The following is a 21,800-nucleotide window of genomic DNA, read 5'->3' as shown; positions in this document are numbered from 1 at the left end:
AAATATACAATTTCGCAACCTCCTATACCTAAACCTCTCCCACAACAAAACATTCATCCATACCTGATTATAAATAGTTTACACCACAACATAGCACACCATTAAATCATTTATCGTATTATTTAAGTACAATTAAATCTAAACTGCAACTAATTTATATAGGATAATCCTATGCTATTATTTCACTGAAATTATATACTCCGACGAAATGATTTGAACTCTCCTTTGTCGCTAACATAACATGCATGGCATCCTAAATAACTTATAGCCCATATCGTCGTAAAAAATAACCGTCGCGCCCTTTTTGAAGGATATGACATAAGTTGATCTTTTTTAAAACCTAAAAACAAAAAAAGCTATGAGAAGCTATGAGAATCTGGGTAGTAACCCATACAATGACAATTACAAATCAGAAAGCAGGGGGTCTGCCAGGAATTATTACTCCGGCGAGTATGACCCTAGCAGCCGCATAAGAAATTCATATGGAAGCGAGTCATCCGGCAGAAGCGACTCCGGTAGAATGGGTGGTTTCGGCAGTGGCCGCGATACACATGCTTCATCAGGCTATGGAGGCACCTCTTCCTATGGCCGTTCTACCGGAAGCTCCAATTACGGATCTAATTCCGGCAGCTCCGATTACGGATCCAACTATGGCTCCAACTCTAACCGCCGCTATGGCAGCAGCGACTGGGATTCATCAGATCGCTATGGTGACCGCGACGCATGGGACCGTGGCTCCGATGAGGTAAAATCCTGGTTTGGTGATGACGATGCCGAGCGCAGAAGAAGAAGAGATGAGATGAGAGACCGCAGCAGCGATAGTTACCGTTCTAACCGTGGCTATACCGGCACTTCTGGATACGGAAGCACTGGTAGCGGCAGCTACGGATCATCTTCCAACTATGGCTCTTCTAACTACGGATCAGGTTCCAACTATGGCTCGGGTTCTAACTATGGCTCAGGCAGCTATGGATCAAACTACGGCAGCGGAAGTGGAAGCGGATACGGCTCTACCGGTTACAGCAGCAGCAACCGCTATTCAAACGATTGGGACCGAAACAGAGACAGAGATGATGACCGTGGATTCTTTGACCGTGCAGGCGATGAGGTAAGATCTTGGTTTGGCGACGAAGAAGCAGAGCGCAGAAGAAGAAGAGACGAAATGCGCGACAGAGAGCACGACAGCGACTATAACAGCCGGTACAGAAGTCACACCAGCTATGGCAATACCTATAGTGGACCGCCTTACTCCTACGGTTCCTCTTCACGCAGAGATTACGAATGGTAAGCGGCCAGGCAAATGTTAGTTTTTGAGCTGACACCCTGATCGATTTATCGACAACATACACAGAAAAGCCCGGTTACAGTTGTAGCCGGGCTTTTCTTATGGGAAAAATAGTACAACTTATATATATCCTCCATTGCTCTATGCTGCACTTTCGGCTAACTTCACGGCGTGTAAATCAAAATATAAGTGATACTTTCTATGAAAAGAACTTTACTCGTAATGTTTTGCCTGGCCCTTGTGACTGGCACAGGCTTCGCCCAACACCTGGGTTTCAAGGGTGGCCCTACTTATACAACGTTTTCGGGTGCCGATACCGATGACTACAAGTATAGAGTTGGGTATACGGGAGGCCTATACCTGCAAAAGCATTTCAGTAGCCTGATGGGTATCCAGGTGGAGGCGCTCTATACCTCTAAGGGCGCTCGTCGTGAAACCACCGTTGGAGGCACCTTGCAGACTGCAGAAGTGTTCAAGCTGAACTACATTGATGTGCCCGTGTTGCTGCATATGTCAGCCAGTGGCCTGTTTGTGGACCTTGGCCCTCAGGTTTCCTTTATTTCCAGCGCCAAATATGAACTGGAAGCGCACTCCAACAATGGCGACAAAGTGGTGACTACCAAAACAGACGTGAGCGACAATCCTTATACCATAGACTTTGGGTATGTAGGCTCAATTGGCTACCGCGCGGGCAACGGTCTTGGCCTGGAAATCAGGTATACAGGTGGTCTGAAAAAAATTGATGATGAAGGCCCCTTCGTAAAACAGGAGCGTCGAAACGCAGGTTTTAGCCTATTGCTTAGCTATAACCTGGGCTACAGCCGATAGAACCACAAAAAAAGCTCTTCTACTTCAGAAGATCTTTTTTTGTGGTTTGTTCAACGCCTTAAAAAATATGCTATACCTTGGTCTGCATGATATCAGACTAAAGATACAGTAAAACAAAACCCCGCAAAAGCGGGGTTTTATCCAATGGTTTTTAAATAGGGAAATAGGTAGTAGTTATCTAATTTTATGCTTTCTGCAACCGGCTGTAGTTGCGCTTAACCCCTTTTTAAGCAGGTGAATTATACTCTTCACATTGCGTTGCCAGTTTGCAGAATCATTCCCTGGAAGATTAGTGCATATCCAGCACAGGCACTTCTTTCACATTGAGCACCTCTACAAATATTCCGCGTTCATGGGCTGTGTCCTTAAACGCCTGTATCGCCTCCAATACGTCGTAATCAATGTATTCTGAATTCTCACCATCAATAATCACATGGCTGTTGGCAGGCATGTGTTCCAGCGTCAGCACTATGCTGGCCTTGTTGAGGAAAGACACGTGCTCACTCAGTTTGATCCGGATCAGGTCTTTGTCACGCTGCTGCTCTTTGTGGAAGAAGTAAGGTGACTTATAGTTTGCCTTCAGGATAAAGAACACACCCACCGCTAAACCAATCAGGATACCTACAAGCAGGTCGGTGAAAAGAATGGCAAGTACCGTTACAACAAAAGGTATAAACTGCTCATGACCCAACTTAAACTGCCCTTTGAAAAGTGTAGGCTTGGTAAGCTTATAACCAATCACCAGCAACACAGCAGCCAACGCCGATAGCGGTATCTGATTCAGAAAACCTGCCAGAAACAATACGGCCAACAGCAGGAAAACACCATGTATAAAGGCTGACATTCTGGTTTTTCCGCCGGCGGCAATGTTAGCGGAACTCCTCACAATCACAGCAGTCATCGGGATACCACCCAGCAGACCAGCGATGATGTTACCAACACCTTGCGCTTTCAACTCCCGGTTGTTTGGCGTACGGCGTTTGTGGGGATCCAGCTTATCAACCGCCTCCACACTCAGCAAGGTCTCCAGACTGGCGATAATCGCGATTGTAAAGGCCACTACATACAGGGAAGGATTGGTAAACTGCCCGAAATCGGGAAAACGAAGCTCATTGCCTAAAGCCGCCGCGCTGGTAATCTCTGGCAGGTTGACCAGGTGCGTACCTGCTATGGCCAGCTCAGGGAAAAAATTGATAAACAGATAATTGATACCCACAGAGCCGACCACGACGATAAGGGCACCAGGTATAAGCTTGAAGAGTTTGATGCGCTTCATAAACGGCATGTCCCAAAGAATCAGGATCGCCAACGAGAGAAGGCCAATGATCAGGGCTCCCACCTCTATGACACCAAAGGCATGGGATATCTCGGTGAAAGTATTGCGGCCATCCAACTGAAAGAAATTCATCTCACCAAAGAAGTCATCATCAGCTCCCATGAAATGCGGAATCTGCTTCAGAATCAGGATAAGGCCAATGGCCGCTAGCATACCTTTAATAACCGAAGAGGGGAAATACAGGCCAATGACACCGGCTTTCAGGAAACCTAGCGCAACCTGCAATACTCCCGCCAGCACCACCGCCAGCAAAAAAGCTTCATAAGTCTGCAGCGTCTCAATACCATTGAGCACGATGACAGTCAGGCCGGCCGCAGGGCCACTCACACTGAGATGGGAGCCACTCAACCAGGACACCACGATGCCACCCACGACACCAGTTACAATTCCGGCAAACAGCGGCGCACCAGACGCAAGCGAGATCCCCAGGCAAAGCGGCAATGCAACAAGAAATACTACAAGGCCAGCAGGCATGTCTTTGCCTAGGCTGGCGAGGTAGTTAGGTTTAAAGTCAGTATTTTTCATGTATCTATTATATCATAACAAAAGGCTCCAACTCACATCCCTTCGCCAGTTACGGACCAACAGCCGGGACATAAGTCAGATTACTCACCTAATGTTTTCAAAGGTAAGGGTGGGGAATTAAGCCCATATTAAAACCACATTAAATTCGCATTAAAATGTGTTTTTAGCTGAAATAAGGCCATAAGCCTGGGGTAGGTGGATGGTCACAACGGTACCTTCGTTAACTTTGGAGTTAATGGAGATCGACCCTTTGTGAAGCTTTATGATACTCTCAGCCAATGGCAGCCCTATGCCATGACCGGTAATGTTACGCACGTTATTAGCCCTGAAAAATGGCACAAAAACATGTTTAAGATCATGGGGTGCTATACCTACGCCTTTGTCTGCTACCTGCAACATCACCTCCCGTTCATCGGCGGAGAGACGCACAATAATATACTCCCCTCTCGGCGAGAATTTGGCGGCATTCTCCAACACGTTTACGATCGCAATGAGGAGCAACGCCTCGTTTCCTTTCACAATCAGGCGGTCCTCATCATCGGGCAGCCTGTCGAAGTCGATATTATAGAGTGCCCCCGGCTGCCTTTTGAGCGCCTGCTCGTGTGCCAGCCACAGCAGCTCATCGAAGCGCAGGTGCGCCAGCTTTATTTTGGATGTGTCCAGGCTGGCCTGTGCTATCTGCAGCAATCCGTTCGAGAGTTCAGCTAACAGCCTGGCATCCTCCAGGATAGAGTCAAGCACACGGCGGTATTCGTCTGCTTCCCTTGGTTTCATCAGCGCCACTTCCAACTCCCCGATCATGGCGGTGAGGGGCGTGCGCAACTCGTGCGAGGCATTGGACACGAAAGTACTCTGCATCTCAAAAGAGAGCTCAAGCCGATCCAGCATGTTGTTAAAGGTCTGGGCCAGGTATGACAGCTCGTCTTTCCCCTCGGCGTTGCTGAGGCGCAGGTGCAGGTCTGATGCGCTGATCTTCTCTACTTCTTCTACCACCCGCGTAATAGGCCGAAGCGCCTCCTTTGCAAAGGCCCAGCCAGCCAGCAGCACAACCACCATAGACCCTAGAAAACCAACGATCAGAATAACTTTGAGATGCTGCAGCTTGCGCAGGCTATAAGCGTCCACCGACGAGGAAAGCACAACAAAGTCTCCTTCATTGTCTTCATACAGCATACCCACTACCTGCCGTTCATTCTGCTCATACTGTACGATTTTCTGCTCCTTAACCCGGTCCAGCACATCCTGCCCTATATCCAGCCGCCCTTCCCCATCTGTAAAGTAAAGGCTGCCGTCTGTTTTGTATATCCGCACAATCTCGTTTGGCAGCACCCGATAGTACCGGATCTGGTTGTTGCGGCGGGCCTGCTCACTTAGCTCATCAGCCTCCAACACATGCGCTGCCGTATCGTTTGCCCGGCCCTCAATGCGCTTATAAAAATCATCCTGCCGATATAGCGATGTAAAATAATAGACCACCAAGGAGAACAGCACCAGGATGAGGGCAAAAATACCGGCGAACTGCAGCGTGAGTTTGTTTCTGATTTTCATGCATCCCCCTCCTTCAGCACGTAGCCCATCCCTACCAGGGTATGGATCAGTTTGTTCGGAAAGCCTCTGTCAATCTTTTTGCGCAGAAAGTTGATGTACACATCAATCACGTTGCTGCCCGTGTCAAAGGACGTCTCCCATACATTTTCGGTGATATCGACACGCGACACGACCCTGCCTCTGTTCCGCAGCAGGTAATGAAGCAATGCAAACTCGCGGGCAGTCAGGTTTATTTGTTTGCCATCCCTCGATACTGCCTTACTCCCCAGGTCCATTTCCAGATCACCGATGGTTAGCTTCTCACCCCCGCTGCCTTCTCCTGCCCTTCTGGAAAGGGCCCGGATGCGTGCCAGCAACTCTTTGAACTCAAAAGGCTTGGTCAGGTAATCGTCCGCACCGGCATCCAACCCAGTGATCTTGTCATCGGTTGAGCCCAGGGCGGTTAGCATCAGCACTGAGACAGAGGGCTTCTTTTTGCGGATCTCGCGGCATACCTCCAGGCCGTTCATGTTGGGCAGAATGATATCCAGAATGATCAGGTCATACTCATTCTGGAGCGCCAGCTTAAGTCCAAAATTGCCATCATAGGCCTGCTCCACTTCATATGTCTGCTCTTCCAGCCCTTTTTTGATAAAGGAGGCTACCTTGGGTTCGTCTTCTACCAGCAAAATTTTCATGGGCATTAATTTGGTTAGAGGTTGCGATGGATGCACGTCTGTGGCTGCAATTTACAATTTGTTATGCAATACTTGCCCGTACCTGGGTTGATGCTAATGAAGTATCCAATTAGTTCGGAGTTCGTTTAGCAAGGTATGGAACACGATCATAACCATGCAGAAGGCCACGGCCATCATCATCATGCCACGGAAAATATTAAGGTAGCCTTTTTTCTGAACCTGGGGTTCACTGTTATCGAGATATTCGGAGGCCTTTGGATCAACAGCATTGCCATCCTTTCGGATGCCTTGCATGACTTGGGTGACTCCCTGTCGCTGGGTTTAGCCTGGTATTTCCAGCGGCTGTCTCAAAAAGGCAGTGACCAGCACTTCTCTTACGGATACAAGCGCTTTTCGCTGTTGGGGGCCGTTATCAACTCGGTAGTGCTGCTGCTTGGTTCAGGTATAGTCCTTTGGGTAGCTATACCCAGGCTTTTTGACCCGGAGCCAGTGCATGCGCCGGGCATGATCGGCTTTGCCCTGCTCGGTGTGACCGTGAACGGCATAGCGGCTTTGCGGCTAAAAAAAGGCAGTTCGCTTAACGAGCGGGTCGCCATGTTCCACTTGCTCGAGGATGTCCTGGGCTGGGCTGCGGTATTGGTGGGTGGTATACTCCTTTACTTCTTCGACTGGCCTATCATCGACCCGCTCCTTTCAGTGCTCATCACCTGCTTTATCCTATACAACGTGGTGCGCAACCTCCGCAAAGGCCTGCAGATCCTACTGCAAGGTATACCTTCCAATATCAGCATCGGGCAGGTACGCCAACGCCTGGAGCAAGTTCCGGATGTACAATCGGTCCACGATCTGCATCTCTGGACGCTGGACGGCATCAGCCATGTGCTTACCATGCATGCGGTGGTGACGCAGAATTTGAACCTGCTGGAGGCAAATGAGGTAAAACAGCGCATACGTGCCGCCATGCAGGATGCGCACATCGAACATGTGACGGTAGAGCTGGAGATGCCGGGTCAGGAATGCAGCCAGCAAAGCTGCACCCCTTCTGTCGTTTAGTTCTGGTTTAGCTGCACGGCTTCCCTTACCAGTTCACTGAAGTAAGCGTCGTCAATGTCTTCGAGGGTGCGAAGTTTGATGTGGGGTAGCTGGCCATTGCGGCTCACAAGGCGTTTAGCCGGATCGGCAAGCTCCTTGCCACGGAAAAAGCCGAAATGCATCCCGCTGCGCGAGGAAGCGAAGTAGCATACCGGGCCGTAAAAAAAATAACACGGGTTTTCCCAACGCACGCATTCTTCCAGGTGAGCCGCCGTTTGGTTTATGATGCGACGCACAGCCTGTGCCATTTCCTGTCTCTCAGGAGAAAGTTTATCGATGTACTCGTCGACTTGGTTAGTAGTTATCTTGCTTCTCATACAAAGGTATGTGTTGGCCTGGGGCCGGAGCTGTTAATTAACAGCTAAATATACATATCTTTTAATATTAGAGCAAATATTCCCTTATTCTTAAACCGGGGACAAGTGGATAATGAAAAGGATGTTACACCATCTCCAAATGCTGGAGCAGCCGCTCCTCAAGTTCGTCCAGCTGGCAAAATCCCCTGACGAGCAGCTCGGGGCCCATGCCGCCCTCGATGTAGACGCTGGGCAGGTCCGTTACACCTAGCATCTCAACGAACTCAAACTCCTTTTCTGTTTCTTCTATTATTTCATCGGCCTCAAACAAGGTATAGAACAGGCTTTCGTTGATTCCAAATGGCCGGATCACACTGGCCAACACCGCCGGATCGGCCAGGTTAAGACCATCGGCATAGAAAGCAGAATGGAGCGCACGCAGCACTTCGAGTGTCAGCGCGGGTCTTAGTCGCCTCACCACATGCAGGGCACGGCAAGCAGGTTCTGTATTATACACATAGCTCTCGTTAAGGAAAAGACTATAGTTGAAAGGGAGACTCGTGCGCTCCTGCACCCGGTGCCAGCTTACCGCCAGGCGTTCCTTGTACTCCCGTGCAATGGGCTCTGTGGCGTAAGGGTGAAGCCCCCCGGCAATCACCTCGACTGAAAGCCGCCCGTGCCAGAGTGCCCGCAGCCTGCGAATCACCTGCGTAAAGCCATAGCACCAGGCACACATGGGGTCTGTCACATAAAGCAAAACCGGATTGTAAGGACTATTCAGCATAGGCATCAGTTGTTCGCCTATAGTGTACTTCTACAGGCCCGTAATGGTTAGCTTAATCTTCGATCAGGTATAGATCATCTTCACCGTCATGCCTCCGTCAACGACCAGATGCTGCCCCGTGATAAAGCCTGCCCTGTCGGAGCAAAGAAACAAGGCCGCCTCCGCAACATCGGCAGGTATACCTACCCGCCCAACCGGATGCTGGGCTTTGTCCTCTTTGGTATGGCGGGGCTCGTAGCGCTGGCTCTCCTTTTGCCAGGGCCCCGTCTCGATCCAGCCCGGCGCGATGGCATTCACCCGAATCCGGTCCTCAGTCAGGCTAACGGCCAGGGAATGCGTTAGGGCCTCTATACCTCCTTTGGAAGCGGAGTAGGCAAAGGTATTGGGCTCCGACATAAAGGCGCGCGTGCTCGATAGGTTCAGTATAGCCGGGTGCTCTGCCTTCTGCAGCAACGGGAAGCCATATTTGGTGCAAAGCATGGGGCCACGCAGGTTCACGGCTAGCACCCTGTCAAACTCTGACATGCGCATTTCCTGCAGATCACCGGTGAAGGGGTCGGCTATACCTGCATTGTTGATGAGCACATCCAGTTTTCCGTATTTCTCCCCCACTGCTTTCATCAGCGCCACTACTTCTTGCTCTGAGCTGATGTCGCAAGGTATAAACGCTGCTGTCAGCTTATTCTCCTGCAGTCTCTTCAGGGCGTCTTTTCCGGCCTCTTCATCGGCATCGGTGATGACGACCTGAGCGCCTTCGGTGGCAAAAGCCTGTGCCATGCCCAGACCTATACCTTGCGCTCCGCCGGTAATCAACACCACCCTGTCTTTGTAGTATGTATCAGTCATATACTAAACTTATTGTTCGCCTAAAATACGAAAGGCGCCGCACAAAACAGCAACCCCGAACAGGTATAGCAACAATAACAAACCCGCTGCATGCCGGGGTCATCCCAGAATGCACCGGGTCCGCTGATTGTTTGCTATACCGGAGGTTAGCGTTTCTCCAGCTGTCGTTTCACTTTCTCCTCCACATTCTTGAGCAACTCATACCAGTTGTTGCCAGAGTCTTCGGCAAAGGCGTCGTTGCCCGGTATACCTACCCGCATGCTTACTTTTTTGGAGTCGGTGGCATGAGTTGCCTCCTCTTTGAAATACACGTCTACGGAGTCGATTTTTTTTGCGTGGCGCTTAAATTTGTTGATCGCGTTGCGAATATTCAGCTGGATATCCTCCGATATAGAGATGTCCACTGCCTGCACATCAATCTTGATGCCTTCATAGTTTTCTGTATAATTCATCGTCGTTTTAGGTTAAGGGTTGAGAGCGGAAACGGGAAGCCTCCGCTCGTAAGTTCTGAATTTAAACGAGGGCTCCGTTTTTAAGTTGACCCGCAGGGGCAGGTAAATTTTGACCGGCAACATCACGGGCCCCTGATTCGTTTTTTAGGTATTCAACCAAAATATGACCGTTATGCAGAAACTTCCCATCAACTGGTTGACAGAAGGATTGATAGATTTTGAATACAAAAAATACCTGCTGCTGGCGTACCTCAAAACCGCCAAGGCAGAGTTTGGACAGCAACGCCTCTACCCGGTTTTCTCTGATCTTATTATGCACTACAACAACCTGAAGCAGGTGAAGGAGCGCAAAAAACTGGTATACGAAGCCTTTCCGCAACGCATCACCCGCGCCGATTTTGAGAAACTGGAGCTCGTGTACGAAAAGATCGTGGCCGATGACGAAACCATGCAGCAGATTGAGGACGTGATCCAGTTTGCCTCTCCCCTCTTTACCAATGCCCTGCAGGAAGGCAAAACGCTTTACGACTTTATTGAGCGCCATATTGAAATCAACCCGGTAGGAATCACGCCGATGTACTTCGACGAAGGTTATCTTTTTCTGGACGCCTTCCCCGGCAAGGAAACGCAGGTATATGTGTACCGTATCAGCGTGTTTGAGAACACTTACGAGAAATATCGGGGCATCAACACGCAACTGCTGCACACAGTGAGGCGCGGCCTTACCCAAACGCACGAGCACCTGAAGGTACAGCTGGTGAAGCAACACCAGGAGCTGCCCAACCCCGCTACGTTTGTGGTCGTGTCCCGGGTGCCCTGCCCGCTCGACAGTGCGCTGCTGCCTATTGCCAAACGTACCCTCGTGAAGTACGTGACCGAACTGGCAGCTTAGCCGATGTTGGCAGGAAGGGGATAATTCCTTAATTTCGTAGCTCAATTAAAGAGACCAACCACATGGAAATAAACCTCACCCGCGTTGACCAGGACTACCACTTCCAGGCCCGGGGCGCTGCTAATGTAGCCATAAACATCGACGCCAACCCTGAGATTGGTGGCCATAACGAAGGCGCGCGCCCGATGGAGCTCATGCTCATGGGGCTGGGTGGCTGCAGCGCCATCGACATCATTTCAATCCTGAAGAAACAGCGACAGCCGATCGAAAGCTTCGACATTAACATCAAGGCGGAGCGCCAGAAAGTAGAGGAGTTCAACCTGTTCAGCAACATCCACATTCACTTTGTGCTGGGCGGCGCACTCGACGAAGAGAAGGTGCGCAAGGCCATTGTGCTGTCGCTGGAGAAATACTGCTCAGTGGCGGCCATTCTTTATAAAACCGCAACCATCACGCATTCATTCGAACTGGTATAACTCGGGCAGTTAAATTCATTATAGAGGCCCTTCCAGCTAAGCTGGAAGGGCCTTTTTTGTCTGGCGACCCCGGTTCCGCCTACCTGGCCCACCAACCTCCCTTTTTTACCGACGAATGCCTGATAGGGTATTTAGGCCTTTTCATATAGAAATGCAGTGCATTGGTATATTCTGTTTTTCTGGTTCAAAAAAGCCGCTTTATTTTGTATGAAACAGAAAAGAAGAAGACAGAGGATATGGAAAATACACCTTTACGCCACATTGACAAAACTATGAAAAAGCATCTGCTCCTTGTCCTGTTGGGACTGAGCACTGTACCAGCATTGGCGCAGACACAGCAAGCAGCTCCGCAGGGAGCCTCCCAGCAACAGCAGGGCGGCGCAGGTGCCGTGGTTCCGCGCGGCAATGCCACCATCACGGGCATTGTGCAGGACGCCGACACCAAACAGCCGGTCGAGTTTGCCACCATCGCACTCATCCACCCGGCCACCGGCAAGCCCATAGACGGCGCTATGGCCGACGACAAGGGCCGTTTTACCATCAACCGGGTCGCTCAGGGCAAGTACAAACTGCAGGTGAGCTTTCTGGGTTATCAGCAAAAACTGGTGGAAGACGTGACCGTTAGCTCCGATAATGCCAGCGTAAACGTGGGCACCGTATCGATTGCCTCGGACGCAAAGAAACTAAGTGAGGTTGTAATCACAGGCGAGAAGCCGCTGGTTGAGGAAAAGATCGACCGCACCGTGTACAATGCCGACAAGGACATCACCAATTCCGGTGGCAATGCCGCCGACGTACTGCAGAAGGTACCGTCTCTCTCCGTGGACACCGACGGCAATGTGCAGCTGCGCGGCAGTTCCAATGTACGGGTGCTCATCAACAACAAACCATCAGCCATCATGGCCGGTAACGTGGCCGACGCCCTGAAGCAGATTCCGGCAGACCAGATCAAATCGGTAGAGGTGATCACCAGCCCATCGGCTAAGTACGACGCAGAGGGTACAGCGGGCATCATCAACATCATCACCAAAAGAGACGGTGGCCTGCAGGGCGTAACGGGCTCTATGGCGCTGGCAGCCGGTACACGGGGCAGCAACGCCAACGGTAGCCTCAACTTGCGCCGCGGCAAACTGGGCATCAACGGCAACTTCGGCAGCAACATGTTCTACAACCACGGCGACATGACCAACACGATCATCATACCTTCCACGCAAAGCCAGTCTTTCCAGTCCGGCGATACGGAGATTAATGGCATGTTTATGAACGGGCAGCTGGGTTTTGAGTATGATATCACTCCAAAGAACAGCCTGAGCGGTGGGGTGCGGCTGAATGGCGGTAACTTCCGGATGGAGAACGATCAGGAGAGCACAGACACGAAGAACGGCGAGATCACCAACAATTTCTTCAACGACATCCGCAACCGCAACAACCGCCAGGGGATAGACTACAATCTGGACTTCACGCACTACTTCAAAAAGCCGCAGCAGGAGCTTGCCATCCTTTCGCAGCTCAGCACAACCGACACGAAGACGCGAAACTTCCAGGACAGGTATAATGCCGGTGAGGCCCCTTATTACCTGCAGCGCAATACCAACGACGGCGGCAACGATGAGCTGACCTTCCAGGTAGACTATGTGCATCCGTTCGAAAACAAAACCATGCTCGAAGTCGGTGCCAAGTCTATTTTCAGGGATGTGACCAGCGATGGTCTGTACGATGTGACGACGGCAAATGGCAATACGAATAGAGAAGAGTCCTTCCTTTACGAGCAGGATGTAATGGCAGCCTACCTGACCTACGGATTTAGATTCAAAAAATTGCTGAACGTGAAGCTGGGTACCCGTTATGAATATACCGATATCAAAGGCGATTTCAACTCCAGAGGCATGACACAGCCCATCTCGGATGATTACGACAACCTGATCCCTAGCGTGGCGCTCTCTTATACGCTCAAGCAGAAGCATACCTTCAAGGCCAATTTCACACAGCGTATACAGCGCCCGTCGCTGTTCTACCTGAACCCTTTCCGCCAGGAGCAGACTTCCAACACCGTGATTCAAGGCTCGCCGAATCTGGAGCCAGAACTGACAGACCTCTACGAGGCCGGGTATAGCACCTTCTTCAAGACTACCTCGCTAAGCGCCAACCTGTACATGCGCCAGACCGACAACGCCATCGAAACGGTAGTGGACGTGGATAAGGCGACAAACACCACGACGCTTTCATTCCGTAACATTGCCCAGAACAAAACCTATGGCATCAGCTTGTTCGGCAACACCAAGCCTACCAACAACTGGACGATTGGCGGTAGCTCTAACGTATACTTTGTAGACCTTGCGAGCCAGTATACCAGCAACAGCGGCTGGATGTACAACATCAATGCGAACTCTTCCTATACCTTTGGCAAAGGAATCAGCGCCCAGTTCAACGGTGGTTTCAATTCCCGCCGCGTGCAGCTGCTGGGCAAGTTCAACTCTTTCTCTTTCCACAGCCTTGCCCTCAAAAAAGAGCTGTTTGACAAGAAGGGCGGCATCAGCCTGGCGCTTGACAACCCGTTCCGGGCCAGTATGCGCATGAACAACGACGTGCTGGTGAGTGAGGCCACCGCCATCAACCCGGTGCCTTACGAGCAGCGTATCCGCATCAACAACTATAACCGTGGCGTGCGTGTGAGCTTCAACTATACCTTCGGCAAGATGGACCAGCAGCGTCCTCCGAAGCGCAAACGCTCTATCCGCAACGACGACGCCAAGCAGGGCGACGGCAACGGCATGTAAATAATATCACTACTACCTAACCTATGCAAAAAGCCTCTCCAGTTTGGAGAGGCTTTTCGTTTTATGAGGTATAGCAACAAATTATTCAATTGTCTTTTGCTTGAACTGCTGAAGCCACTCTACCGCCTCTTCCCTATTGGTGAACATGCGCGTGGGGTTTTTGGGCTTGTTTACTTTGATGTAAAAGTTAGCCGCCATCTTTATCATGGGCGAACTCACCAGAATGGCGCTGGCTGTTACACCGGCATTGCCCTCGTTGGCCATGTAGTCGCGTGCCCGCTTGGTCGACTGTCTTATCTTGGTGATATCGAACAGACTCGGATAGGAATATTCACCGATATACGCCAGTCGATCCTTAACGCAAATCTCGGCGATGTTTAGATCCATTTCCTCAATTTCATCATAAATACAGTACAATACTCCATCCGCTAAAGACAACTCTAAATAAGTCGTCTTTTTTGAATTTTCTTCATAATCTTTTCCGAAATTTGCCATTCAATTTTGAATTGGATCTTTAGTTTGCTTGTTGAGCCTGCTTAGCAATGTAACTATAGGCGCGCAACATGGCAAAGATAAGACATAATAACATCTTAGATACGGTAGACTCCGTACTTTCTGTTTCTAAAAAGAAAGGAATTATTCACCTTCACGCAGAGGATCAATCCCTTAGTGGGCAACACCTTACGTTAAATGGCCGTAAAGTCCTGCACTTTGGCACCTGCGGTTACCTGGGTCTGGAGCATCATCCGGCCGTAAAGCGTGGAGCAATTGACGCAATTGAGCGTTTCGGAACGCAATTTCCGATGTCACGCACTTACATCTCGAACCCGCTGTACAGCGAGTTGGAGAGCCTGGTGCAGCAGCTGTACCACGCCCCGGCAGTTATTTCTAAGAATTGTACACTTTCTCACCTCACCACTATACCTAGCATCATCCGCCAGTCTGACCTCGTTATACTGGACCACCAGGTGCACGCCAGTGTGCAAGAGGCTGTTAAAAAACTTTTGAGCCAGGGGGTAACCGTGGAGATGGTGCGCCACAACAACCTGGAGATGCTCGAAGACCGCATTAAAAAGCAGCGGGGTAAGTTTGAGCGAATCTGGTATATGGCGGACAGTGTGTACTCTATGTACGGCGACTTTGCCCCGATCAAGGAAATGATTGCCCTGGCCGAAAAATACGAGCAGCTATACCTGTACGTGGACGACGCGCACGGTATGAGTTGGGCCGGAAAGAATGGAACTGGCTATGCCATGAGCCAAATGCCTGATGGCCTCTACCGCAAAATGATCCTGACAGCCAATTTGGGCAAAGCCTTTGGTGCCTGCGGGGGCCTGTCGCTTTTCCCGAACGAAGAGTGGTACAACAAAGTGAACAACTTCGGTGGCCCGCTCACCTTCTCGGTGCAAATAGAGCCCGCCACGCTGGGTGCCGCCATTGCTTCGGCCAAGATCCACCTGAGCGACGAAATCGTTGGTTACCAGGAAGAGTTGCAGCGTAAGATCGCCTACTTCAACACCTTGCTTAAGCAAACCGACTTGCCTTTGGTGCATGAATGCGAGAGTCCGATCTTCTACATCGGCACTGGCACCATGGACATGGGCAACCATCTCGTACAGGCCCTGTTGCAGGACGGTATATACGTCAACCTGGCCACTTTCCCGGCGGTACCGGCTAAGAACATCGGGGTGCGCATCACCATCTCGCTGACCAATGCCTATGAAGACATAGAGGAACTGGTGAGCAAACTGCAACTGCATTTCCACAAGGCACTGGCCGAAACAAACCAGACGCTGGAGAACATTCGCAAAGCCTTTAAAATGGCACCTGTCGCTCTCTCTGATAAACGGCCTGCAATCACTTATGCACAGGACGATAACACAAGTATTGTGCTTCAACGCTATACCTCTATAGAGGCTATTGACGCTTCGCTGTGGAACAAGCACCTGGGGCACCGGGGGATGTTCGACTGGGAAGGTATCCGGTTTTTGGAAGAGTCTTTCAAGGACAACCAGGAGAAAGAGAACAACTGGGCCTTCCGCTACTATACCGTGGAGGATCCGCAGGGAAAAGTGGTGCTGATGACCTTTGCGGCCGTAGCCTTGCTGAAAGAGGATATGTTCTCGCAGGCATCCATCTCCAGAGCACTGGAGCGTGAGCGGGAAACCAATCCCTATTACCTTACCTCAACGGGTATTGTGCTGGGCAGTTTGTTCACGGAGGGCAACCACCTATACCTGGACCGTGAAAGTCCTCACTGGAAAGAGGCGCTGAAAACGCTGCTGGCCGAACTGAACAAAGAGCAGGAAACGGAGAACGCCGGCAGCATTCTGCTGCGCGACCTCGACGGCAACGACCCGGAACTCGATGAATTTATGGTGGAGCAGGACTTCGTAAAGCTGGATCTGCCGGAGTCTTGTGTCGTGGAGAACCTGAATTGGAGCACGGAGGAGGAATTCAGGAAGACGCTATCTAAAAAAGGAAGAGAGAACTTTGTGCAGAAAATCAAGCGCAATGAGCACTTTTACGACGTGGTGGTGAAAGAACGCCTGGAGGAAGAGGAGTTGCAGCACGCCATGGCCCTGTTCCGTAACGTGAAGAACAACAACTATGCAATCAACAACTTCCTTTTCCCTGAAAAGCTGTTTCAACTCCTCAATGAGAGCAACACCTGGGAATTTATCGTACTTTATATTAAGGAAGAGTACTCTATCAACAGAAAACCGGTAGCTGTTGCATTCTGCCATCAGAATGCGGCGAATGTCTATAGTTTTATGCTGATCGGGATGGACTACGAGTACCTGATGGAGTACGGCGTGTACAGACAGACGCTATACCAAGTGATAAAACGGGCAAACGCCCTGAAATGCCAACGAGTAAACTTCGGAATTTCTGCCACCATCGAAAAGAAAAAAGTAGGCGCAACACCTTACCCGAAAGTTGGTTATTACCAAAGCAAAGACAACTTTGCCCTGGAAATGATGGGTGCTACCTTTGCAGTTGAAAAAGAGTAAAACCTGGTGCCGCCCCTGAGCGGCACCTAAATGATACTAAGTGAAAGTATTAAAAGAGAGAATAGAAGAAATTATTACCCTGATCGCGGAGGTTGCCAACGGTAATTTCGATTACCACATAGAGGCCTCCGAAACCGGCGATGAGTTGGATGCCATTATCGCGGGCATCAATATGCTCGGACAAGAGCTCAAAAGTTCCACTGTCTCCCGGGATTTTATGCAGAGCATCTACCAGGGTGTCGTGGACATGCTCCTGATTCTCAACACAGACTTCACCATCCGGAATGTGAACGAATCGTTGGAAGACGCGCTTGGGTTTAAGGAAAGCGAACTGAGGGGGCTTCCGTTCTCCTCTCTCCTGCACCACGAGAGTGTGGCGGAGTTGCTATACCTAGTCGACCTGTGTAAACGCCAGGGCAAGTGCCTGAACAAAGAATTGCTTTTACAAACCAAGCAGAAGCAAATCATACCGGTTTCTTGCTCCTTCTCGCATATTAAGAACAATCGAGAAGAGGCGGATGGCATTCTGATCATCGCAAAGGATATATCGGAGCTCAAGAGAACCGAGAAGGCCCTCCGAAAAGCTAAACGCAAGGCAGAGGTCGCCAATGAGGCTAAAAGTGATTTCCTGTCGAGCATGAGCCACGAGATCCGGACGCCGCTCAATGGCATCATGGGTTTTACGGACCTTTTGCTGAAAACGGAGCTAAACCCAACCCAGCAGCAGTACATCAGCCTGATCAAAACTTCCGGGGTTACGCTTACCAAGCTGCTCAATGACATTCTGGATTTGCACAAGGTGGAGCAGAACAAGATCTACCTCGAGGCCATCCCTTTCAATGTCAGGGAATCGCTTGCCTCCAGCCTGGAACCTTACAAACACTTGGCGGAAACAAAAGGCATCAGCTTCTCTTCCACCATCGAAGAGTCAGTACCAGACTGGACAATCGGCGATCCTACCCGAATCAACCAGGTGGTTGTCAACTTGGTCAGCAATGCCATAAAGTTTACCCAGGAGGGCCGGATAGATGTGCACTTCCGGGCCGATCAACTGGAGGGCGACGAAGTATTGCTCACCTGCTCCGTCACCGACACGGGCATCGGCATACCTGCCGACAAGCAGGCCATGGTGTTCGAGTCATTCACCCAGTCAGACCAATCGACATCCCGTAAGTTTGGCGGCTCAGGTTTGGGACTGGCCATCAGCAAAAAACTGGCGAAACTTTTGAAGGGAGACCTGCAGTTGATCAGTCCGCTGCCAGGCCAGGAACGAGGCTCGCTCTTCTGGTTTACGATCCGACTGAAAAAGGTACACCAGACAGAGCAGACCTCCGATAACATACAGGACGACACCTCCTACATGGTGCCCGCAGGTACGCGTATACTGGTGGTCGACGACAACGAGATCAATGTGATGATTCTGCAAACGGTACTCGAAAATATGGGTGCGACCGTTCACACAGCCTTCAACGGGCAGGACGCCGTGGACATGGCTCAGGCCGAGCCTTACCAACTGGTGTTCATGGACATCCAGATGCCCGGCATGAGTGGGCTGGAGGCCACCAAATTGCTACAGGAAGCGAATTACAAGACCCCTATCATCGCATTTTCTGCCAATGCCTTCCCAAACGACATAGTCAAGAGTCTGGAGGCAGGCATGGTTGATCACCTCTGCAAACCCTTTGAGCAGCATGATCTGGTCATGATGCTCCGTAAATGGCTATAAGAAAAGCCCCTCTCATGCGGAGGGGCTTTTTTATGCGATGCCATACCTGCCCATAACGCACAGCCCGCAACGCCCGTACTAGAGGTATACACCAATAATGATAAAAAAGCTATGAACGAAACAGAATATAGAACCAGAGGAAACTGGAACGAAATGAAGGGCAAAATGAAACAAGCATACGGCGACTTGACGGATGATGACCTGACCTACAACGAAGGCCAGGAAGACGAGTGGCTGGGCAAGCTGCAGCAGAAAACCGGCAAGGCGAAAGGCGATCTCAAAAAGTGGATCGACTCGCTATAAGGTCAATACATTTTAAAAAAGAGTCCCCGCATCATGGCTTCGGCCAGATGCGGGGACTCTTTTTTAAATTTCTGTCATCCACTCCAAGCCATCACTCTCAAATAAGAAATATTTTGTGTCGAAGTGGGGCGTTGACTCTTTTACCCTGGCATCAAGCCGTTCGTTTGTAAGCTGCTGCACAAAATCTGTGGAAGACACAATGGCTAAAAGGCGCAGAGTGCTTTTGGAAATAATCTTGTGTTTTATCGGCGAAAGTGTCTGCTTTAGACTCTTAGTCAAACACAAGTTTCAGGCAGGTTATCATCAGAGATAATTCTCTCTAGGCATGCTATCCAGAACCGCTAGCTATATACATTGGCAACCTATCAATTAACAACCAAAAACTCAACTGTTTCAATGTTATTTCCTAGATCCACTTTTATGAAATATATACCAGGTACAAGACCACAAGAAGAAAGAGTAGTTATCTGAGCTGCTAACCGTACTTGCCTTACCATTTTACCATCCAGATCGTATACATAAGCATTTTGAACTTTATCAGGTACTTTGGATAGTTTCAGCGTGATCTCTTGACTCCCGGCAACAAGAGAGGGGTATACGCTTGGTTTGTTTGCCAAAGATTGGTTTCTCCAGTCAATATATATAGTGTTAGAAAACTCGCAAGCTCCATCTAAATCAACTTGTCGCAACCGATAATAACAGGCACTTGGACCAAAATTAAAAATTTCTTCATCGACAAAAGCATACTGCTGCTTGATGCTTGTGTTTCCTGCACTGATGACAGAACCTACACTGTCAAACATGGCACCATCAAAACAACGCTCGACCACAAAGTGGCTACTGTTTTCCTCCGATGCTGTCTGCCATTTCAGGCTTACACCAGTTGTGGTTACGTTTCCTGTAAATGACACAAGATGTACGGGTAGCGGCTCAATCGGAGGGGCTGCCGAAGCTGAATAAATACGCAGGTCGCTCCCCATACTGATGAGTGCCGGAAAAGTAATATGTAACTCTATACGTGAATAAGGCAACGAATTAACAAAAGATATACTGGTAGGCTGGGTTGCGCTGGTTAAAAGCGCAGATTTTAAAACATCAGAACTAATAGCGACCTCCTGCACTTTCGTGTTTCTTTCATCATATGTTATAATAGAGATAAGAGGGAGCACTTTGAGGTTGATAATGGCAGAACTTGCGCCTATCATGAAACCTGAGGTATAACCCGCCGGAACAGAACCAGGAAATTCCAAACGCAAGTGTTCGCTTCTTAAGGCAGACAGAACTGGTGAAACGATACTTGCATAAGTTGTAGGATCGTTCCCTAAAGCATTTTCAGGATTCTTGACAAATCTTGAAAAAGGGGAATTGCTCGTTTCTATAACAGCGGAAGCATACTTAATGCCATCGGCGTGTGCTTGATAAACCAGAAGTGTGCTAAGCATAAACACACTTAGACAGATGAAGCGTTTCCAAACGCTTGAATGAAAATTATGCATGCAACTGAAATGAGTCAATCGAAAAATCAGATTGGGAATTTATCAAAAAGAAAAGGCAACAAAGGATTGCATTATAGGAAGAGGCACACTTAATCGGCTTTAGAAACCATTATGACTCGATTTGGGATACAGAGCTCTGGGTGTAAAAATATTTTATCTAAACTATTACATAATAACTAATTGCAATTATTACACGAACTAATTGCAATTATTACACGGTTGGTTTATCAATTCAAGTTATTTGATATACCAAATGCTTAAGCAGGTGTAAAACTATTGCTTAGCTAGAATCGTTCCTGATTATCTTATAATTTTAGATTAAATTTAAAATTCAGCCAAAATTGCATTTATCAACCAAACACTTAGATTAAGCGGTCTTCAAAAGAAACTATTAGAATCAACAACAAGGCTCCATTTAATTACTAGTGCCGGGTAAGGCCCAAAACCTACTTTTTCGTTTTTTTCTCTAGTAAACAAAAAAAGCACTTACCTCTCTGCGAGATAAGTGCTTGATTTTCTGTGGGCCCACCTGGAATCGAACCAGGCACCTACTGATTATGAGTCGAAAAAGTCATATTTTATATACTTTTATATTTTTTGTTATTTATTGATAGCCAGTTATTTACACAATATTTAAACAAAAACAATCTTAGTATATTATTGATTTTTACAATATTTGTATGCAAATTGTATGCAAATAAATCTCCCATTTCAGTAGTTATAAGCTCATGCAAAGTATCGTCACTTCCATCATTCTGGATACCCGACGTGCACTAAAAGATGGCACTTATCCAGTCAAGCTCCGAGTAACTTTCCAGCGGAAGCAAAAGTACTATCCCACCGAATTCAGCTTTACCCCGGAGAATTTTGATAAGATGATGTCTCCCAAACCAGGCAAGTTTTTAAAGGAGGATAAACTCAAGCTCCAGACGGCAGAGCACAAGATGAACCAGATCATCCAAAAGCTTCCGCATTTCAGTTTCAATGAGCTGGATAGGAGATTGCTCAAAAACTCTTCCAGGCATGAGGCTTTCTCTTCCTATGAAGAAGCGATCGCACGCCTGAAGGAGGAAGGAAGGCTAGGTAATGCTAATTTTTTTGAAAGCGCCCGCAATTCGCTCTGGTGCTACGTGCATGGGGCTCCATTCACGAAAATCAAAGGCACCACAAAGAAAAAAAGGTTGTGGTCTACAATGTATGATGGTTTCTATAATAGAAAATTAGCTTCATGGCGCTGTAATGGTTCTGCTCTTTTTTGGAGAAGCAGGCCGTTTTTCTCACGATTCTTCGGTTTCTGGTCCTCAGGCACAGGTTCACTCCCTCAATGTGTTTGGTAAACGCTTTGCCAATCAGGTGCCTTTCCCGGGGCAGTACTTTCGTAAAAGCCGGCCAGTCATCGGTGCAGAAGCAGTCTATTTTGAGCTTCTCCAGCTGCCTGTAGAGCCTT

At 49.1% G+C, this 21,800-nt stretch carries 20 protein-coding genes and 1 pseudogene; 10 read left to right on the top strand and 11 right to left on the bottom strand.

The window, feature by feature from the left end; translation table 11 throughout:
* Positions 1-358: 358 nt before the first annotated feature.
* Together H9Q13_RS00100 and H9Q13_RS00095 are read left to right on the top strand one after the other, a co-directional pair.
* The gene (locus tag H9Q13_RS00100) at positions 359-1,288 is read left to right on the top strand and encodes an SWFGD domain-containing protein (protein WP_191181731.1); all 930 of its coding nucleotides are present in this window, start codon (positions 359-361) and stop codon (positions 1,286-1,288) included.
* Between the two features lie 198 nt (positions 1,289-1,486).
* The gene (locus tag H9Q13_RS00095; RefSeq protein ID WP_191181730.1) at positions 1,487-2,113 is read left to right on the top strand and encodes a porin family protein; all 627 of its coding nucleotides are present in this window, start codon (positions 1,487-1,489) and stop codon (positions 2,111-2,113) included.
* A gap of 289 nt (positions 2,114-2,402) precedes the next feature.
* Here the strand turns inward: H9Q13_RS00095 and H9Q13_RS00090 are convergent, their stop codons facing one another.
* The 3 genes from H9Q13_RS00090 to H9Q13_RS00080 all read right to left on the bottom strand — a co-directional run bounded on the left by H9Q13_RS00090 (position 2,403) and on the right by H9Q13_RS00080 (position 6,199).
* Complete coding sequence (locus H9Q13_RS00090) at positions 2,403-3,974, bottom strand: SulP family inorganic anion transporter (RefSeq protein ID WP_191181729.1); 1,572 nt, start codon at positions 3,972-3,974, stop codon at positions 2,403-2,405.
* A gap of 150 nt (positions 3,975-4,124) precedes the next feature.
* Positions 4,125-5,522 (bottom strand): HAMP domain-containing sensor histidine kinase, encoded by a 1,398-nt coding sequence (locus H9Q13_RS00085; RefSeq protein WP_191181728.1) that lies wholly within the window; start codon positions 5,520-5,522, stop codon positions 4,125-4,127.
* Positions 5,519-6,199, bottom strand: coding sequence for a response regulator transcription factor (locus H9Q13_RS00080; protein ID WP_191181727.1), 681 nt, complete (start codon positions 6,197-6,199; stop codon positions 5,519-5,521). The genes H9Q13_RS00085 and H9Q13_RS00080 overlap by 4 nt, the downstream gene beginning before the upstream one ends.
* A 135-nt stretch (positions 6,200-6,334) precedes the next feature.
* Between H9Q13_RS00080 and H9Q13_RS00075 the strand changes: the two genes are divergently transcribed.
* Positions 6,335-7,252 carry a cation diffusion facilitator family transporter gene (locus H9Q13_RS00075; protein ID WP_191181726.1) on the top strand — a complete coding sequence of 306 codons (918 nt, stop codon included), beginning with the start codon at positions 6,335-6,337 and terminating at the stop codon, positions 7,250-7,252.
* On the opposite strand, the gene H9Q13_RS00070 is transcribed toward H9Q13_RS00075, so the two are convergent.
* The 4 genes from H9Q13_RS00070 to hpf all read right to left on the bottom strand — a co-directional run bounded on the left by H9Q13_RS00070 (position 7,249) and on the right by hpf (position 9,669).
* A complete protein-coding gene (locus tag H9Q13_RS00070; RefSeq protein ID WP_191181725.1) occupies positions 7,249-7,608 on the bottom strand; it encodes a DUF1801 domain-containing protein in 360 nt (119 codons plus the stop codon). The genes H9Q13_RS00075 and H9Q13_RS00070 overlap by 4 nt on opposite strands.
* A gap of 124 nt (positions 7,609-7,732) precedes the next feature.
* Complete coding sequence (locus H9Q13_RS00065; RefSeq protein WP_191181724.1) at positions 7,733-8,371, bottom strand: DsbA family protein; 639 nt, start codon at positions 8,369-8,371, stop codon at positions 7,733-7,735.
* Between the two features lie 63 nt (positions 8,372-8,434).
* Entirely contained in the window at positions 8,435-9,217 is a 783-nt protein-coding gene (locus H9Q13_RS00060; protein ID WP_191181723.1) for an SDR family NAD(P)-dependent oxidoreductase, read from the bottom strand.
* A 146-nt stretch (positions 9,218-9,363) separates the two neighbouring features.
* Positions 9,364-9,669 (bottom strand): ribosome hibernation-promoting factor, HPF/YfiA family, encoded by a 306-nt coding sequence (gene hpf / locus H9Q13_RS00055; protein ID WP_191181722.1) that lies wholly within the window; start codon positions 9,667-9,669, stop codon positions 9,364-9,366.
* A gap of 172 nt (positions 9,670-9,841) precedes the next feature.
* Between hpf and H9Q13_RS00050 the strand changes: the two genes are divergently transcribed.
* From H9Q13_RS00050 to H9Q13_RS00040, 3 genes are all read left to right on the top strand, one after another.
* Complete coding sequence (locus tag H9Q13_RS00050; RefSeq protein WP_191181721.1) at positions 9,842-10,561, top strand: hypothetical protein; 720 nt, start codon at positions 9,842-9,844, stop codon at positions 10,559-10,561.
* A 62-nt stretch (positions 10,562-10,623) separates the two neighbouring features.
* Positions 10,624-11,037 (top strand): OsmC family protein, encoded by a 414-nt coding sequence (locus H9Q13_RS00045; RefSeq protein WP_191181720.1) that lies wholly within the window; start codon positions 10,624-10,626, stop codon positions 11,035-11,037.
* A gap of 272 nt (positions 11,038-11,309) precedes the next feature.
* The gene (locus tag H9Q13_RS00040; protein WP_191181719.1) at positions 11,310-13,814 is read left to right on the top strand and encodes a TonB-dependent receptor domain-containing protein; all 2,505 of its coding nucleotides are present in this window, start codon (positions 11,310-11,312) and stop codon (positions 13,812-13,814) included.
* 81 nt (positions 13,815-13,895) lie between these two features.
* Here the strand turns inward: H9Q13_RS00040 and H9Q13_RS00035 are convergent, their stop codons facing one another.
* Positions 13,896-14,309, bottom strand: a complete 414-nt coding sequence (locus tag H9Q13_RS00035; protein WP_449578675.1) for a DUF7793 family protein — start codon at positions 14,307-14,309, stop codon at positions 13,896-13,898.
* Between the two features lie 68 nt (positions 14,310-14,377).
* Between H9Q13_RS00035 and H9Q13_RS00030 the strand changes: the two genes are divergently transcribed.
* The 3 genes from H9Q13_RS00030 to H9Q13_RS00020 all read left to right on the top strand — a co-directional run bounded on the left by H9Q13_RS00030 (position 14,378) and on the right by H9Q13_RS00020 (position 18,857).
* A complete protein-coding gene (locus H9Q13_RS00030) occupies positions 14,378-16,828 on the top strand; it encodes a bifunctional aminotransferase class I/II-fold pyridoxal phosphate-dependent enzyme/GNAT family N-acetyltransferase (protein ID WP_191181717.1) in 2,451 nt (816 codons plus the stop codon).
* A 40-nt stretch (positions 16,829-16,868) separates the two neighbouring features.
* Positions 16,869-18,554: a PAS domain-containing hybrid sensor histidine kinase/response regulator gene (locus H9Q13_RS00025; protein ID WP_191181716.1), complete on the top strand. Its 1,686-nt coding sequence runs from the start codon at positions 16,869-16,871 to the stop codon at positions 18,552-18,554.
* 111 nt (positions 18,555-18,665) lie between these two features.
* On the top strand, positions 18,666-18,857 hold the full coding sequence (locus tag H9Q13_RS00020) for a CsbD family protein (RefSeq protein WP_191181715.1): 192 nt from the start codon (positions 18,666-18,668) through the stop codon (positions 18,855-18,857).
* A 63-nt stretch (positions 18,858-18,920) separates the two neighbouring features.
* Here the strand turns inward: H9Q13_RS00020 and H9Q13_RS00015 are convergent, their stop codons facing one another.
* Both H9Q13_RS00015 and H9Q13_RS00010 read right to left on the bottom strand, forming a co-directional pair.
* Positions 18,921-19,136, bottom strand: coding sequence for a hypothetical protein (locus tag H9Q13_RS00015; protein WP_191181714.1), 216 nt, complete (start codon positions 19,134-19,136; stop codon positions 18,921-18,923).
* 86 nt (positions 19,137-19,222) lie between these two features.
* The gene (locus H9Q13_RS00010) at positions 19,223-20,299 is read right to left on the bottom strand and encodes a T9SS type A sorting domain-containing protein (protein WP_191181713.1); all 1,077 of its coding nucleotides are present in this window, start codon (positions 20,297-20,299) and stop codon (positions 19,223-19,225) included.
* 782 nt (positions 20,300-21,081) lie between these two features.
* Here H9Q13_RS00010 and H9Q13_RS18230 point away from each other — a divergent pair.
* Positions 21,082-21,309, top strand: a pseudogene (locus tag H9Q13_RS18230) (Arm DNA-binding domain-containing protein); the annotation flags it as partial.
* Between the two features lie 232 nt (positions 21,310-21,541).
* Here H9Q13_RS18230 and H9Q13_RS18225 read toward each other — a convergent pair.
* On the bottom strand, positions 21,542-21,800 hold a 259-nt coding region (locus tag H9Q13_RS18225; protein WP_262892287.1), incomplete at its 5' end, for an IS1 family transposase.

Source organism: Pontibacter aquaedesilientis (genome assembly GCF_014773225.1).
GTDB lineage: Bacteria > Bacteroidota > Bacteroidia > Cytophagales > Hymenobacteraceae > Pontibacter > Pontibacter aquaedesilientis.
The sequence above is the reverse complement of the archived record's forward strand: the minus strand, read 5'-3'. Positions and strand labels throughout refer to the sequence as shown.

Bases quoted from the DNA above. Each gene is read 5' to 3' on its own strand.
- H9Q13_RS00100 (WP_191181731.1), top strand. From the start codon at position 359: ATGAGAAGCTATGAGAATCTGGGTAGTAACCCATACAATGACAATTAC.
- H9Q13_RS00095 (WP_191181730.1), top strand. From the start codon at position 1,487: ATGAAAAGAACTTTACTCGTAATGTTTTGCCTGGCCCTTGTGACTGGC.
- H9Q13_RS00090 (WP_191181729.1), bottom strand. From the start codon at position 3,974: ATGAAAAATACTGACTTTAAACCTAACTACCTCGCCAGCCTAGGCAAA.
- H9Q13_RS00085 (WP_191181728.1), bottom strand. From the start codon at position 5,522: ATGAAAATCAGAAACAAACTCACGCTGCAGTTCGCCGGTATTTTTGCC.
- H9Q13_RS00080 (WP_191181727.1), bottom strand. From the start codon at position 6,199: ATGAAAATTTTGCTGGTAGAAGACGAACCCAAGGTAGCCTCCTTTATC.
- H9Q13_RS00075 (WP_191181726.1), top strand. From the start codon at position 6,335: ATGGAACACGATCATAACCATGCAGAAGGCCACGGCCATCATCATCAT.
- H9Q13_RS00070 (WP_191181725.1), bottom strand. From the start codon at position 7,608: ATGAGAAGCAAGATAACTACTAACCAAGTCGACGAGTACATCGATAAA.
- H9Q13_RS00065 (WP_191181724.1), bottom strand. From the start codon at position 8,371: ATGCTGAATAGTCCTTACAATCCGGTTTTGCTTTATGTGACAGACCCC.
- H9Q13_RS00060 (WP_191181723.1), bottom strand. From the start codon at position 9,217: ATGACTGATACATACTACAAAGACAGGGTGGTGTTGATTACCGGCGGA.
- hpf (WP_191181722.1), bottom strand. From the start codon at position 9,669: ATGAATTATACAGAAAACTATGAAGGCATCAAGATTGATGTGCAGGCA.
- H9Q13_RS00050 (WP_191181721.1), top strand. From the start codon at position 9,842: ATGCAGAAACTTCCCATCAACTGGTTGACAGAAGGATTGATAGATTTT.
- H9Q13_RS00045 (WP_191181720.1), top strand. From the start codon at position 10,624: ATGGAAATAAACCTCACCCGCGTTGACCAGGACTACCACTTCCAGGCC.
- H9Q13_RS00040 (WP_191181719.1), top strand. From the start codon at position 11,310: ATGAAAAAGCATCTGCTCCTTGTCCTGTTGGGACTGAGCACTGTACCA.
- H9Q13_RS00035 (WP_449578675.1), bottom strand. From the start codon at position 14,309: ATGGCAAATTTCGGAAAAGATTATGAAGAAAATTCAAAAAAGACGACT.
- H9Q13_RS00030 (WP_191181717.1), top strand. From the start codon at position 14,378: ATGGCAAAGATAAGACATAATAACATCTTAGATACGGTAGACTCCGTA.
- H9Q13_RS00020 (WP_191181715.1), top strand. From the start codon at position 18,666: ATGAACGAAACAGAATATAGAACCAGAGGAAACTGGAACGAAATGAAG.
- H9Q13_RS00010 (WP_191181713.1), bottom strand. From the start codon at position 20,299: ATGCTTAGCACACTTCTGGTTTATCAAGCACACGCCGATGGCATTAAG.